This is a genomic window from Dehalococcoides sp. UCH007 (genome assembly GCF_001010485.1).
Taxonomy (GTDB): domain Bacteria; phylum Chloroflexota; class Dehalococcoidia; order Dehalococcoidales; family Dehalococcoidaceae; genus Dehalococcoides; species Dehalococcoides mccartyi_A.
Genome location: NZ_AP014722.1, coordinates 727,679 through 741,712, shown reverse-complemented (window position 1 = coordinate 741,712; position 14,034 = coordinate 727,679). Strand labels below are relative to the sequence as shown.

Annotated in this window: 16 protein-coding genes; 3 read left to right on the top strand and 13 right to left on the bottom strand. The window is 47.2% G+C overall.

Going from position 1 to position 14,034, the window contains the following annotated elements; all coding sequences use genetic code 11:
- Nucleotides 1-3 precede the first annotated feature (3 nt).
- A complete protein-coding gene (locus UCH007_RS03950) occupies nt 4-270 on the top strand; it encodes a hypothetical protein (RefSeq protein ID WP_012882095.1) in 267 nt (88 codons plus the stop codon).
- A complete protein-coding gene (locus UCH007_RS03945; protein WP_046961111.1) occupies nt 257-1,087 on the top strand; it encodes an ABC transporter ATP-binding protein in 831 nt (276 codons plus the stop codon). Before UCH007_RS03950 ends, UCH007_RS03945 begins: the two co-directional genes overlap by 14 nt.
- A gap of 6 nt (nt 1,088-1,093) precedes the next feature.
- Here the strand turns inward: UCH007_RS03945 and UCH007_RS03940 are convergent, their stop codons facing one another.
- Nucleotides 1,094-1,504, bottom strand: coding sequence for a PaaI family thioesterase (locus UCH007_RS03940; protein WP_046961110.1), 411 nt, complete (start codon nt 1,502-1,504; stop codon nt 1,094-1,096).
- Entirely contained in the window at nt 1,501-3,012 is a 1,512-nt protein-coding gene (locus UCH007_RS03935; protein ID WP_046961109.1) for a cobyric acid synthase, read from the bottom strand. The genes UCH007_RS03940 and UCH007_RS03935 overlap by 4 nt, the downstream gene beginning before the upstream one ends.
- Before the next feature lie 125 nt (nt 3,013-3,137).
- Between UCH007_RS03935 and nth the strand changes: the two genes are divergently transcribed.
- The gene (nth, locus tag UCH007_RS03930; protein WP_023652357.1) at nt 3,138-3,794 is read left to right on the top strand and encodes an endonuclease III; all 657 of its coding nucleotides are present in this window, start codon (nt 3,138-3,140) and stop codon (nt 3,792-3,794) included.
- Here the strand turns inward: nth and UCH007_RS03925 are convergent.
- The 11 genes from UCH007_RS03925 to UCH007_RS03875 are packed head-to-tail and all read right to left on the bottom strand — an operon-like array spanning nt 3,774 to nt 13,942.
- Nucleotides 3,774-4,568 (bottom strand): TatD family hydrolase, encoded by a 795-nt coding sequence (locus tag UCH007_RS03925; RefSeq protein ID WP_046961108.1) that lies wholly within the window; start codon nt 4,566-4,568, stop codon nt 3,774-3,776. The genes nth and UCH007_RS03925 overlap by 21 nt on opposite strands.
- 10 nt (nt 4,569-4,578) lie before the next feature.
- Complete coding sequence (locus UCH007_RS03920; RefSeq protein ID WP_046961107.1) at nt 4,579-6,036, bottom strand: NADH-quinone oxidoreductase subunit N; 1,458 nt, start codon at nt 6,034-6,036, stop codon at nt 4,579-4,581.
- Between the two features lie 6 nt (nt 6,037-6,042).
- A complete protein-coding gene (locus tag UCH007_RS03915; RefSeq protein ID WP_012882088.1) occupies nt 6,043-7,536 on the bottom strand; it encodes a complex I subunit 4 family protein in 1,494 nt (497 codons plus the stop codon).
- 9 nt (nt 7,537-7,545) lie between these two features.
- A complete protein-coding gene (nuoL, locus tag UCH007_RS03910; RefSeq protein WP_046961106.1) occupies nt 7,546-9,510 on the bottom strand; it encodes an NADH-quinone oxidoreductase subunit L in 1,965 nt (654 codons plus the stop codon).
- Nucleotides 9,511-9,526: 16 nt separating this feature from the next.
- Nucleotides 9,527-9,832 (bottom strand): NADH-quinone oxidoreductase subunit NuoK, encoded by a 306-nt coding sequence (gene nuoK / locus UCH007_RS03905; protein ID WP_041330924.1) that lies wholly within the window; start codon nt 9,830-9,832, stop codon nt 9,527-9,529.
- Between the two features lies 1 nt (nt 9,833).
- A complete protein-coding gene (locus tag UCH007_RS03900) occupies nt 9,834-10,316 on the bottom strand; it encodes an NADH-quinone oxidoreductase subunit J family protein (RefSeq protein ID WP_023652353.1) in 483 nt (160 codons plus the stop codon).
- A gap of 6 nt (nt 10,317-10,322) precedes the next feature.
- Complete coding sequence (locus UCH007_RS03895) at nt 10,323-10,874, bottom strand: NuoI/complex I 23 kDa subunit family protein (protein WP_046961105.1); 552 nt, start codon at nt 10,872-10,874, stop codon at nt 10,323-10,325.
- On the bottom strand, nt 10,858-11,919 hold the full coding sequence (gene nuoH / locus UCH007_RS03890) for an NADH-quinone oxidoreductase subunit NuoH (protein ID WP_046961104.1): 1,062 nt from the start codon (nt 11,917-11,919) through the stop codon (nt 10,858-10,860). Before nuoH ends, UCH007_RS03895 begins: the two co-directional genes overlap by 17 nt.
- On the bottom strand, nt 11,919-13,022 hold the full coding sequence (locus UCH007_RS03885; RefSeq protein WP_046961103.1) for an NADH-quinone oxidoreductase subunit D: 1,104 nt from the start codon (nt 13,020-13,022) through the stop codon (nt 11,919-11,921). The genes nuoH and UCH007_RS03885 overlap by 1 nt, the downstream gene beginning before the upstream one ends.
- Nucleotides 13,012-13,461 (bottom strand): NADH-quinone oxidoreductase subunit C, encoded by a 450-nt coding sequence (locus tag UCH007_RS03880; RefSeq protein WP_023652349.1) that lies wholly within the window; start codon nt 13,459-13,461, stop codon nt 13,012-13,014. Before UCH007_RS03880 ends, UCH007_RS03885 begins: the two co-directional genes overlap by 11 nt.
- A gap of 4 nt (nt 13,462-13,465) precedes the next feature.
- Nucleotides 13,466-13,942 carry an NADH-quinone oxidoreductase subunit B gene (locus UCH007_RS03875; RefSeq protein ID WP_046961544.1) on the bottom strand — a complete coding sequence of 159 codons (477 nt, stop codon included), beginning with the start codon at nt 13,940-13,942 and terminating at the stop codon, nt 13,466-13,468.
- Nucleotides 13,943-14,034 lie beyond the last annotated feature (92 nt).

Here is a 14,034-nt window from a genome sequence, read left to right as displayed (position 1 = left end):
TATATGGTTGATTGGCAGATTACCGCCTGTACCATACTCTGCGAAGCAGTGTGTGACGAGGTAACCATAATAGTAAAAAATGATGGTTTTGTACGTTGTACCGCTTTTGACACGTACGGCTCGCCCTCCCGTGATACCCAGAAAGAGATGGTTAAAAAGGCCAAGAAATGCGGGCACAGCTTAAAATGCGAAGGGCCTTTGTGCCACAGGGTTATCAACTATCGGGATAAGATTATGAACGAGGAGAGGCAGCACAATGAATCAGCCTGATACCAAGATAAAAGTAGATAACCTCTCCCTTTCATTCGGCGGTATCAAGGCACTCAAAGAAGTTAGCCTGGATATTTACGATAACCAGATTACAGCTATAATCGGCCCGAATGGAGCCGGCAAGACCAGTCTCTTAAACTGTATTAACGGATTTTACAAGCCACAGTCCGGCAGTATTATTTATAACGGGCAGAATATTGCCCGTATCCGCCCTGACCGGGTGGCTAAAATGGGTATTGCCCGTACTTTTCAAAATATTGAACTTTATTCAGGTTTAACCACCCTTGAAAACCTGATGGCTGCCCGGCATATATTTATGAAACAGAATTTTCTGACTGGCGGGGCGTATTTCGGGCCGGCTCATAAGGAAGAAATAAAACACCGCAAGATAGTTGAAGATATTATAGATTTTCTGGAAATAGAACCTGTACGTAAAAAAATAGTCAGTATGCTGCCGTACGGTATGAGAAAACGGGTGGAACTGGGCAGGGCTTTGGCTTTAGAACCCCAGGTACTTTTACTGGATGAACCTATGGCGGGCATGAACCTTGAAGAAAAAGAAGATATTGCCCGTTTTATTGTAGATATATTTGAAGGTCAAGGCGAGACTTATCCTGATACACCCATACTGCGTGACGGGGTAAAGTGTATTGTGCTTATTGAGCATGATATGGGTGTGGTTATGGACTTGGCTGACCGTATTGCGGTACTGGATTTCGGGCGTAAAATTGCCGAGGGTAAGCCTGAAGAAATCAAGAACGATAGCCATGTGATAGCCGCTTATCTGGGTGATGATGAAACCTCTGCCCCAGCTTAGCTAAAATTACAGCGGAACACCGCTGGCACTGACTTTGGCTATCAGTTTACCTTTGGTGCTGGTCACTTCTACTTCGGCAACGGCAAGGCGGCGGCCGGATTTGATTACTTTTGCTTCCGCTATAAGTTCATCGTCGTTGTCTGGGGCAAGCAAAAAGTGGATATTGAACTGGGCTGCCACTGTAGGGAGTTTCAGACTGTTTACAGCATAGCCGAATGCTTCATCTGCTAAAGACATGGTAATTCCGCCGAAAATTATTCCGTAAGCATTTATAAATTCGGGTTTAAGTTTGATACTAAGTTTGGAATAACCAGGTTTCAGTTCCAGTATTTTTATGCACAGAAAATTAAGTGCAGGTTCGGTCTTGCTTTTTTCCAAAAGCAGTTTTATATTATCTTCAGCTTCAGCATGAGTCATTTTATACCCTCGTTCAAAATGGCATAAATCTTTTCCATATCTATACTTGCTCTAACTATTTCCGCCAGCTTATCGTACTCTTTGTCACGGTCAAAATAGTCAGTCTGGCGTTCAGGAATACCCTTGTAGCGGCGGATTGCATTTAAGAAACCGCGGCGGAAAGCTGCACTTTCAAATATGCCATGTATGTAAGTGCCCAGTACTGTACCCTCCGCATTGGATGCCCCATCCAGATAATCTGCCGAACCTTTTGGAGTATTTGTGACGTGAAATGCAGCTTGGGCAGAAAATAACCGGGTGCGCCCCATGTGGATTTCATAACCTCCCACTTCACAACCTGCCATATCTGAAAGCAACCCGCTATTGAACTTGACCTGTCCTCTTACCTGGGTGGTGGATTTCTCTTTTTCAAAGGTTGTTTCGGCATCTAACAACCCTAATCCTTTCATTTCTGTATTTTCAGACTCGGTCTTATGGGGGTCATATATCATTTTTCCTAAAATCTGATAACCGCCGCAAACACCTAATACGTGAGTTCCCTTTCGGGCCTTTTTAATAATAGTTTCAGCGAGACCATTCTGCCACAGGTACTCCATGTCGGGTATGGTAGATTTCGTACCTGGGATTATTATCAAATCAGGGTTGCCGATTTCGGCAGTCTTAGCTACAAACCTGACTGAAGCCCCGTCTGTAGCTAAAGCATCAAAATCATCGTAATTTGATATGCGCGGCAAACGGATTACCGCAATATCCAGGTCAGTTTCGCCCAGACTGCCTTTACATTCGTCAAGGTAAACCGAATCTTCCTGAGCAATAGCCATATTCCGCAGGTAGGGAATAATGCCCAACACCGGTATGGAAGTGCGTTCTTCTATTACATCTATAGCCGGCTTCAGTAAACTGGCATCCCCCCGGAACTTGTTTATCAGATAACCTTTGATATAATAACGTTCATCAGGCTCTAAAAGGTCTACTGTACCGATAAGAGAAGCAAAAACCCCGCCCCGGTCTATATCTCCAGCTAGGAGTACGGGTGCACCTGCCGCCTTGGCAATCCTCATATTCACAATTTCCCGCTGTTTAAGGTTTATTTCGGCAGGGCTGCCGGCACCCTCTATAACTACGATGTCATTTTTCTCACGCAGGCGGTTAAGTGCCGCCAGTGCGGTATTTAGCAGGAGCGGTGCATATTCATAATACTCACGGGCGGAAATGGTACGATCTACTTTGCCGTTAACCACAATCTGGCTTCGGGAATCTGCTTCAGGCTTCATAAGAATAGGGTTCATATCTACGCTGGGATCAATTCCGCAGGCTTCTGCCTGAACAGCCTGTGCCCGTCCGATTTCGCCGCCCTCTTTGGTAACGAAGGCATTCAGTGCCATGTTCTGGGATTTGAATGGGGCTACTTTGTAGCCGTCCTGTTTGAATATCCGGCAAAGAGCAGTTACGAGTATACTCTTGCCTACGTTTGAGGAAGTACCCTGAATCATTATTGTTTTCGCCATGGCGTTTATTATAGCAGTTTTTTATTAAGCCTAATAGAGAAATAACAACTAGCTTTGATTATTTGATATGCCAACTCGAAAAATTCTGGGGTATAATATCTGAAATGAAAATCTGGAGGATAAAAATGCTGGTTGAGAACCCTGAAAAACAGGCATCTGAAATAATTAAACGCCTTTCGATAATATATCCAGATGCCAAAACGGCGCTCAACTTTACTACTCCGTTTGAAATGCTGGTAGCTACTATTTTATCGGCACAGTCCACTGACAAGATGATAAATAAAATTACCCCTGCTTTGTTTAAAAAGTATCCAGATGCCAAAGCTTTTGCCGAGGCTTCTTTAGATAAACTTGAGCAGGATATAAAGTCTTCCGGTTTTTTTCACAACAAGGCACTGAATATTATGGGTGCTGCCAGAGGGGTTGTAAGCCGTTTTGGCGGGGTTGTACCATCTAATATGGCGGATATGCTTATTCTGCCCGGTGTTGGACGTAAAACGGCAAATGTAGTACTGCATAATGCTTTCGGGTTGGTTGAAGGAATAGCGGTAGATACCCATGTGAAACGCCTTAGTGAACGGTTGGGTCTTACCAATAATACTGATCCGGTAAAAATAGAGCAGGATTTGATGGAATTTATTCCCCGTAATGAATGGGGGAATTTTTCGTATTACCTGATAGACCATGGCCGGGCAGTCTGTGATGCCAAAAAACCGCGCTGTGAGGAATGTGTTTTGAAAGATATCTGCCCTTCGGCTTATTTATTTATCAAGGTGAAATAACCGGCGGGCATTAGCAGTGGTGACAGATGCTATTTCAGCAGGTTCAAGATTTTTTATCTCTGCCAGAATAGCAGCTGTTAGCGGTATATAGGCCGGTTCATTTCTCTCCCCGCGGTGTGATTGAGGAGGCAAAAACGGACAGTCTGTTTCCAGTACAATACATTCAAGCGGTATAGCGGCAAAATCTGCCCGGTACTTTTTGGAGGACGGATAACCTATATACCCGCCCAGCCCGATATAAAAACCCATATTAATATATTTAAGTGCAGTTTCAGCGGAACCGCTGAAGCAGTGAATTACACCTTTTCCTTCAGAAGCGGGACTCTGGGCAGACCAATTTGAAAGTATATTCAGCATATCCTCTTCGGCTTGGCGGCAATGAATAATCAAGGGAAGGCCGCTTTTATCAGCTAAATCAAGGTGATTATAAAAGGTTTCCAACTGGGTATGGCGGGGTGAGTAATCACGGTAATAATCCAGCCCGCATTCGCCGATAGCCACAACTTTATCAGCATCGGCTAGTATATCCAGATGTGCAAAATCTGCTTCAGTTGCCCCGTTACATTCCTGAGGGTGGATACCAACGGCAGCATATATGGAAGCATTTGCGGCGGCCATATCAATAGCTTTTTGGCTGGAAAGTATATCTATGCCGGTAGTTATTATAGTCTTTACGCCATTTTCAAAAGCCCGTCTAAATATTTCCTGACGGTCAGTATCAAATTCAGGCATATCCAGATGGGCATGAGTGTCAATATATTCTAAAATCGGCAAGGCAAATGTCCTAGTGAATTATTAGCTCGGTAGCCTTTTCTATAAGGTTCAGGAGCGTTTCAGGTATAATGCCGAATATTAACACAGCCAGTCCCGAAATACCAAGTGCCAGTTTAAGTGGCCATGAAGCCAGTACCCGTACATCCTGGCGGGGTTGTCTAAGCCACATTACCCGTATCACGTTAAAGTAGAAAACAGCTGAAATTACAGTGTTTACCGCAGCCACAATCATCAGCCACAGTAAATCTGCCTGGACGGACGCACTAAATATGTAGTACTTGGCAAGAAAACCTGCCAGAGGCGGAAAGCCGGTGAGAGACAGCAGTGCCAGTGTCAGAGCAGAAGCATACACCGGGTTTGTTTTAGCCAGTCCTTCATAAGATGAAATTTCATCACTGCCGGTAGAACGGCTGATAGCGATAATTGAAATAAAGGCGACCATGTCTGATACGGCAAAAGCTACCAAATAAAAGAGCAGGCTTATCCGCCCGTCTGCAAGTTCTGGAGCATTGCCTATTGCCGCCAAAGCTACCAGTATGTAACCGGCGTGGGCTATACTGGAATAACCCAGCATTCTCTTGATATTCTTTTGAGGTATAGCCAGTACGTTGCCCAGTGTCATACCAGCGGTTGCCAGTACTGCAATTATTAAAGCCCATTCATGGCTGAGCGCCAGCGGATCTGTAAAAACGGTGTAGAAAAGACGAAGGAAAAGGGCAAACCCGGCCGCTTTGCTGGCTATTGAAAGATACAAGGTGATAGGGGTGGGTGAACCCTGATAAACATCAGGTGCCCAAAACTGGAACGGGACTGCCGCTACTTTAAAACCCAGCCCAGTAATAGTAAGAATAATGCCAAGCATAAATCCCGCATGGGCAGTTATATCCATACCAGATGGTAGTGTCTGTATATAGTTAAGAATACCTCCCAAATTGGTTTCACCGCTAAAACCGTAAATAAGTACCATACCGAATACCAGCATAGCCGAAGCCACCCCGCCCAGAAGCAGGTATTTAAGAGCAGATTCGGTGGAGTGCTGGTCTTTCAAGAATCCTACCAGCACATAAAAAGCCAGTCCGGCCAGTTCGAGAGAAAGATACATAGTAATCAGGTTGGCTGTGGAAGCCATCATTATCATGCCCAGCAGGGCAAGCAGAACCAGTGCATAATACTCGCCTTGAAAACGTCTGAACTTATTTACATAATCTATTGAAGCCATTATAACCAAACCTGAAAGGCAGATAAAAAGAATCCGGAAGAAACTGGAGTAGCCATCTAGTGCCAGCATATCGCCGAAAGCCATTTCGGGAGGGTTATTCCAGTTAAGCACAGCAGCAACAGCCGCTGCAGCTAAACCCAGCAAAGACAGATAAGCCAGATACCTCTTGTTCTTGATTAAAAAGAGGTCAGCTATTATTACCAGAACGGCTGTTATCAGTATTATTATTTCAGGCATAAACAAATCCATCTGCCTCTATCCGCCGAAAAGGGCCGCCAGCGGGGCCACTCCGGTTTGAATTACATCTACAACAATTTGGGGATAAAGACCAACCCCGAACATTACCACCAAAAATACCAGTGAAAAAACTATTTCGGTTTTATCGGCATCTTTTACCATCTGGAATTTTTCCAGTCCGGGGCCTAAAAATACCCTCTGGACTGTCCAGAGTATATATGCAGCCGCCAGTACCAAACCCAAAAGGCAGAGCATGGTAAAGACCTGCCCGCCGGGGACTACCGAACTCTGGAATGAACCCAAAAATACGCTGACTTCGGCGATAAATCCGCTGGTGGCAGGTACTGCCATTGCCCCCAGACCGGCCAGTATAAATATGATAGCTGTGCGGGGCATTTGTTTTGCCAGACCGCCAAGCTTGTTAATATCCCGTTCGTGGGTATTGTGCATGACCACACCGGTTATGGCAAAGAGCAGGCCGGTGATTATGCCGTGGCTGAACATTTGCAGAACCGCACCATTCATGGAGATTTCACCTAGGGTAAATATACCCAGCAGTACAAAACCCATGTGGCTTACCGAACTGTAGGCAATAAGCCTTTTTATGTCTGTTTGTTTAAGGGTGATAGCGGCACCGTAAATTACGTTTATGACTGCAATAGTCAGTATCAAAGGTGCCCAGTCACGGCAGACGTCAGGGAACATGGCCACGTTTAACCTGAGCATGGCATAGCCGCCCATTTTAAGCAACGTGCCTGCCAGAATAACGCTGGCGGCGGTAGGTGCGTCTGTGTGGGCATCCGGCAGCCAGGTGTGGAAGGGGAAAGCCGGAAGCTTGATGGCAAAACCGATAAAGAACATAAAGAAGGTAAGCACCATCATGGCCGGACGCAGGAAATTGTTTAGGTCCGTAGATGCCAGAGACGCTATATCCAGACTGCCGGTGGCAAAGAAAAGTATCAGGATACCGGCCAGTATAAACGCACCGCCAAATAGGGTGTAAAGGACGTATTTAAGAGCCGAATACTCTTTACGCCCTGCACCCCAGATTGAAATCAGGAAATACATGGGTATCAGTTCCAGCTCCCAGAAGATAAAGAAGAGCAGCAAATCAAGAGAGACAAATACGCCTGTAATACTGGTCTGGAGTATAAGCAGCCAGACAAAAAACTCTTTTACCCTGAGGTCTACTTTCCAGCTGATAAGTACTGCCAGAACACCCAGTAAAGTAGTCAGAACCAGGAAAGGCAAACTTAAACCGTCAACGCCAAGGTGGTAGTTAGCGTTTAAAAGGGATATCCATGGGAGATTTTCTTCAAACTGTATAACCCCGGCCATGGAACTACTCCGGTCAAATCCGGCAAAGACCACTAGTGAGAGCACCAGCGGCACAAGAGTGAGCAGCAGTGAGCTGATTTTTATTGCCCGCCCGGACAAACGCGGCCACAGAGCCATCAAGATAGCTCCCGCTGCGGGCAGGAAAGTTATTAGTGTTAAGTATGGTATGCTCATACTCCCCCCTTACCAGATAATAAGAGCCGCCATCACCAGTACAACCACCCCGGCGGCAAGATAAATTCCGTATGATTGGAGCTGCCCGGTCTGGGCTTTGCGTCCCACTTTGCCGCTCTCTACGGTTATAGCGGCAACCCCGTTTACCGCCCCGTCCACTATGCGTTCATCAGCGGTGCGGAAGCGGCTGAAAAGACGGGAAAATAATACTTTTTGAATGAAGAAGCCGTTTAAGCCGCCGTCTACTACTTTTTTGTCAAAGAAGGCCGCAAAAGCGAACAGTCCCTTCATAAGCAGCGTGCGGGATATAACCCCTTCGTACAGCTCATCCATCCAGTATTTCTTGGAAAATATCATATAAAGCCATTTAAAACGCTCTGAAAATACAGCAGGTGAAAGGCTCTTCTTTTTATACATCAGGAAAGCCAGATATATACCGCCGCCGGCTACGGCCAGTGAAACCAGGGCCAGCGGGTGCAGCAAAATGCCGAATAATCCCTCAAAAAAGCCGGTATGCACTTCCTCGCCCAAAAAGCCGCTGAAACTGCCGCCGGCATTCAGCAAACCACTGATTACCGAAGGCACAACCAGTATCAGAAGCGGCCAAGACATGACCTTGGGGGATTCGTGGGGATGCCCCTTGCCGCGGTAAGTGCCGCCGAAAGCCACGAAGTACAGGCGGAACATATAAAAGGCGGTCAGGAATACGGTGATGAGTGCCAGAATGAACAGGATAAATTGCCCGTCCATAGCCCCGGCAAGTATCTCGTCCTTGCTGAAAAAGCCTGAAAGCGGCCAGATGCCTGCTAGACTGAGTGAGGCAATAAGGAAAGTCTTGCTGGTAACCGGCATGGGTTTGGACAGGCCGCCCATTTCGCGGATATCAAATGTGCCGGTAGCGTGATTTACGCTGCCCGAACCTAAAAAGAGCAAACTCTTGAAAAAAGCATGGTTAAACAGGTGAAATATACCGATAGCAATTCCGCCTGTACCCAGCCCCAGCATCATATAACCCAGCTGGCTGACTGTGGAATAGGCCAGTATACGCTTCATGTCATTCATAACCAGCGCCATGGTAGCGGCAAATATAGCGGTAACCGCGCCGATTATAGATACCCAAAGCATGGCTGTTGCCGAGCTTTCAAATATAGGGTAGGTGCGGGCAACCAGAAATACACCGGCAGCAACCATGGTGGCGGCATGGATAAGGGCGGAAACGGGGGTAGGGCCTTCCATAGCATCCGGCAGCCATACATGCAGGGGAAACTGGGCTGATTTACCCACCGCGCCGGCAAATATACCCAGAGCGGCCACAGTTACTGCGCCGGCACCTATAAGCCCCATTTCGGCCATGCCGTTCAGGCTGTTTATATCCAGCGTACCGGTATTCGCAAACAAAATGAGTATAGCGGCTAAAAAGCCCACATCACCTATGCGGGTTACAATGAACGCCTTTTTAGCGGCATTGGCGGCGGCCGGGCGGGTAAACCAGAAGCCGATAAGAAAATATGATGCCAGACCCACCAACTCCCAAAAGAAGAAGGTAAAAAGCAGGTTGTCAGAGAGCACCAGCCCCAGCATAGAGGCGGTAAAGAAAGACAAAAAGGCGTAATAACGGGGATACCCTTTATCACCGTGCATATAGCCTTGTGAATATATGTGTACCATCAGGCTGACAAAAAGGATTACAAAGCACATTATGCCGGCCAGCGGGTCAAAGTTTAGGTTAAGGCTGATATCAACCGAATTCCCAATGGAAAACCAGCTGAATCCTGAAGCATAGTGAGAAACCCCTTCCTTACCCAGCAGGCTTGTCAGCCCCCAGATAGAAAGTAGCAGCGAACCGCCTACGCCGGCTATGCCTAGGTATCCGCTTAAAGCCGGTTTTTTGCAGAAAAAGGCATATCCCATGGCTATCAAAGCTCCGCAGATAAGGGGGAGCAGCATTATGAGCCAGAGTCCGGTTTGGGTCATCGCTTATTCTTCCTCTTTACCACTTCATCAAATCTATCTTGGTGGCATCAATAGTATCCCGGTTTTTGTAAATGGATATTATTATGGCCAGACCAATAGTTGCCTCGGAGGCCGCCACCGCGATAATAAACAGAGTAAATATCTGCCCGGTAAAAAATTCGGCGGCAGAAAAACGGTTAAAGGCCACCGCCGCAATGGTAACTGCGTTCAGCATTATTTCTATGCACATCAGTATCACTACGGCGCTCTTTTTAACCAGCGCCCCGTAAAGACCGATACAGAACAGTATTACCGCCAGTACCAAAAAGTGAGTCAGTCCCATATTATTTGTCCCTCACCAGTACTATAGCTCCGATAATGGCCACCAGTAATATTACGCCCGTAATCAGTACCCCCAGCCCGAACCCGTCTGAACCGAAAAGCATTTCGGCCAGGCCGGGGGTGGTGGTAGAGGGGGCTGGTGCGTCACTTGAGGTCCAGTTTGAGCTGATAAGCATATAGGTCATAACACCGCCCAAAGCGGTAACAACAACCAGAGCCGGTATTTTCAGCTTGTTGGTAAGGTTGCCCCGCTGAACCTCACGGGTAAGCATGATTGCCAGTATTATCAGTACCGATATAGCACCGATATAAATAAGTATCTGCACCGCTGCCAGAAAGTCTGCCGAAAGCAGCAAAAACACGCCGGCAACCGAAAGGAAACAGAGTATCAGCCAGAGGGATGAGTGGAAAATATTTTTCACTCCCACCACCAGCAAGGCGGAGACTATACAGGTTATGGCTATAATCCAGAACGCTATTTCCACCCCGGTTTACCTTTCAAAATAGCCTTTCTTATTTATAAGCAAGGTTTGTTCAGCCAGTTTTTCTGCGGCATCCGGGCGGTCATACCCGCTGAGTACCCGGGTTGCCGAGGGGGCAAGTTCATCCCCGGTAAGTATCAGTTCATGGCAGCGGCACTCGGAACGGCTTTGCCCTTCCGCTTTTTCAACGTTGGTACAGCGGTAGGTGGTAGTTTCGTAGCCGTAGCCCATGTAAATTGACGTTTTAGTAGGGCAGGATTCAACACACAGACCGCAAAAGACGCACAGCCCGAAATCTATAGACATATGGTCTACCTTAAGCTTGCGGTCTTCGCCGCGGGAAACCTCCATGTTTATAGCCTTCACCGGACAGGCTCTGGCACAGGCCAGGCAAGCAATACAAGTCTCCTTCACCCAGATAACCTGAGTTCCCCGTATCCTTTTTGACATAGTCAGCTTTTCTTCCGGATACTGGACAGTTATCCACGGGCGGAAAAGATGCTTGAAGGTAAGGCGCATTCCTTTCAGAATGCCGCCCCCGGTATTACTTAACGCTGACACGTCCACCTCCCAGCTTGTAAAATTTACTGAACAGGAGGATAAGCCCGAACATTACCGCTATATTTACACCCACAAGCACAGCTGTATTAATATCCGGTGCAATCAGTATTTCAAAAGCAGTAATGACCAGATTGGCAAGGGACAAGGGTAAAAGGAATTTCCAGCCAAAAGCCATTACCTGGTCTATGCGAAGACGGGGTATGGTGGCGCGCACCCAGATTATAAACATAAAGACTATAAGGACTTTAGTGATAAACCATATAACAGGGTGCAGCAGTGGCCCTTGCCAGCCACCCAGAAACAGGGTGGTGGCTATGGCTGAAACTGCCAGCACTTCGGCATATTCCATAAGGTAAAAAAGACCGAATTTCATGCCGGAATATTCGGTATGGAAACCGGCAATAATCTCCGACTCCGCTTCCAGCAAATCAAACGGGGTGCGGTTAATTTCTGCCATGGCGGCGGACAGGTATACAAAGAAACCCAGAGGTTGCAAAAGAATAAACGGGACACTCTGAGCTTTAACTATCTCATTCATAGAAAGCGAACCGGTTAACATAACAACACCGAGTATGGAAAGTACCAGCGGTATTTCATAGCTCACTTCCTGAGCTATGGTACGCATGGCACCCAGCAGGGAATACTTGCTGTTGCTGCTCCAGCCGGCCATAAATATACCTATTACAGTTACCGAACTGACAGCCAAGATATAAAGTATGCCTATATTAAGATCAACCAGCATAGCCCCATCTGCAAAGGGTATGGCGGCAAACATCAGCATTACCGGTACAAAAGCCACCAGCGGGGCTAACCAGAATACCCCTTTGTCTGACTCCGTGGGGATAATATCCTCTTTAATAAGCACCTTGATAGCATCTGCAATAGGCTGCAGCAAGCCGAAAGGACCGGCTCTGTTAGGACCGGGACGAAGCTGGAAACGGCCGATGAGACGGCGCTCCAGCCAGATGAATATGAGTACACTCACAATCACAAAACCAAAAAGTATCACCAGATAAACGAGCAGGTGAACCCAAAAGTCAGACATTATCTGTCCACCTCACCCATTACAATGTCTATACTGCCGAATATAGCCATAAGGTCAGCCACTTTCCAACCTATCACCATATCCTTCAAAGCTGATAAATTTAACAGGCAGGGCGGACGCACCCGCCAGCGGTAAGGCTTATCCGTGCCGTCTGAAACCAGGTAAAAGCCCAGTTCGCCTTTAGGCCCTTCTATGCGGCTGTAAACTTCACCCGCAGGTGGCTTAAGGAGTTTGGGGGCTTTACCCATTATTTCACCTTCGGGCAGGTCTTTGGCTGCCTGGCGGAGTATCCGCACGCTTTGGCGCATTTCTTGAATACGCACTAGATAGCGGTCATAGGTATCACCGTTTTGGGCGGTGGGTATGTCAAACTCAAAGCGGTCATATATGGAATACGGGTCATTCCGGCGGATGTCCCAATTTACCCCGCTTGCCCTAAGAACCGGCCCGGCCGCACTGGAGTTTATTGCCAGCTCACGCTTTAGCACGCCGACACCTTTGGTGCGGATAAGCACAATTTCATTGGTGGAAATAAGCTGTTCGTATTCGTCTATGAAACCGGGCAAGGTATCCAGCAGTTTTTTCAGGGCCGGCAGGAATTCTTCCGGTAAATCCTGAACAAAGCCGCCGAAACGGTAATAATTGTAATTTAAGCGCTGGCCGCTGCACATATCAAACAGTTCCACAATCTTTTCACGCTCGCGGAACATATACAGCAAAGGGGTTTGAAGGGCACCCAAGTCATTCAGAAAAAAGCCCAATCCCGCCAGATGACTGGCCAGCCGCTGAAGTTCATCCAGTATCACCCTTATATATTCAGCCCGTTCCGGCACTGCTATGCCGGCCAGCTTTTCCACTGCCATAACATAAGCGTGGTTGTTGGTCATAGAGCCCAGATAATCCAGACGGTCTGTAAAAGGTATGTCCTGCAGGTAGGTACGTCCCTCAGCCAGTTTTTCAATACCCCGGTGTAGATAGCCGAAAACCGGCTCAAGGTCGGTAATTACCTCACCATCCAGAACAATACGCAGGCGGAACACACCATGGGTGCTCGGATGCTGAGGACCTATATTCAAGATAAAGTTTTCAGTTTTAATGGCCATTTGCAAAGTCCTTGCGCAAAGGATAACCTTCAAAGCCTTCCCACAGGAAAATGCGTTTCAGGCCTATGTGGTTTTCAAAAATCACCCCGAACAGGTCATAAATTTCACGTTCCTGCAACTCTGCTCCGCGCCAGATATCCATTACCGAAGACATTTTGGGATTAGCCTTGTCAGTCAGGCGGGTTTTGAGAGTAATAGAGGTATTATGCTCAACTGAGTTCAGGTGAAAAATAACTTCGATATATTCCGGATAATCTGCCGCTGTAAGATTTGTCAGATAATCCATATGGATAGACGGCAGAGAGGTCAAACATTCACATACTTTGTGTATATTCTCTGCGGGAACCAGCAAAAAAGAAGCCTCTGCCTGAATTTCAATGCCAGATAATTTCTCAGATAAATCAGTCTTCAGTTGTTGATAATCAAGTGCAGCGGTCATGAATTTATCTCTTTATGATACGGGTTTTATCTATTTTTTCGTGTATATCCATGATAGCTCTCATCAGGGCTTCCGGACGGGGAGGACACCCGGGTACATATACATCAACCGGAACTACCAGATTGAAACCCGGTACTACCGAATATGAATCCCAGAATAAACCGCCGCTGGTGCCACAAGCGCCCATGGCCAGCACCCACTTTGGCTCAGGCATCTGGTCATAAATCCTTCGCAGCCAGGGAGCCATTTTCCATGTAAGTGTACCTGCAACTATCATCAGGTCTGCCTGACGGGGAGAGGCACGGAAAATATCCATACCGAAACGGGCTAAATCCCAGCGGGAAGCAGCCATGCACATCATCTCAATAGCGCAACAGGCCAACCCAAACATAACCGGCCAAAGCGAATAATGGCGTGACCAATTAAGCACCTTTTCCACACTAGTAATAAAAACCCCCGGAGGCGGTTCGTCGCCGCTCAACCAGTCAGCCGGGTCAGGATAAGGCGATGTATGTCCTGTGCGAAAGCTTTGAATTACCCCACCTTCCTGCTGGTCAATTTCATCCAGAGTAA

Excerpts from the sequence above, each read along its gene's own strand:
- nuoH (WP_046961104.1), bottom strand. The coding sequence starts at position 11,919 with ATGTCTGACTTTTGGGTTCACCTGCTCGTTTATCTGGTGATACTTTTT.
- nth (WP_023652357.1), top strand. The coding sequence starts at position 3,138 with ATGCTGGTTGAGAACCCTGAAAAACAGGCATCTGAAATAATTAAACGC.
- UCH007_RS03940 (WP_046961110.1), bottom strand. The coding sequence starts at position 1,504 with ATGACTCATGCTGAAGCTGAAGATAATATAAAACTGCTTTTGGAAAAA.
- UCH007_RS03945 (WP_046961111.1), top strand. The coding sequence starts at position 257 with ATGAATCAGCCTGATACCAAGATAAAAGTAGATAACCTCTCCCTTTCA.
- UCH007_RS03920 (WP_046961107.1), bottom strand. The coding sequence starts at position 6,036 with ATGGATTTGTTTATGCCTGAAATAATAATACTGATAACAGCCGTTCTG.
- UCH007_RS03885 (WP_046961103.1), bottom strand. The coding sequence starts at position 13,022 with ATGGCCATTAAAACTGAAAACTTTATCTTGAATATAGGTCCTCAGCAT.
- nuoL (WP_046961106.1), bottom strand. The coding sequence starts at position 9,510 with ATGACCCAAACCGGACTCTGGCTCATAATGCTGCTCCCCCTTATCTGC.
- UCH007_RS03915 (WP_012882088.1), bottom strand. The coding sequence starts at position 7,536 with ATGAGCATACCATACTTAACACTAATAACTTTCCTGCCCGCAGCGGGA.
- nuoK (WP_041330924.1), bottom strand. The coding sequence starts at position 9,832 with ATGGGACTGACTCACTTTTTGGTACTGGCGGTAATACTGTTCTGTATC.
- UCH007_RS03880 (WP_023652349.1), bottom strand. The coding sequence starts at position 13,461 with ATGACCGCTGCACTTGATTATCAACAACTGAAGACTGATTTATCTGAG.
- UCH007_RS03935 (WP_046961109.1), bottom strand. The coding sequence starts at position 3,012 with ATGGCGAAAACAATAATGATTCAGGGTACTTCCTCAAACGTAGGCAAG.
- UCH007_RS03950 (WP_012882095.1), top strand. The coding sequence starts at position 4 with ATGGTTGATTGGCAGATTACCGCCTGTACCATACTCTGCGAAGCAGTG.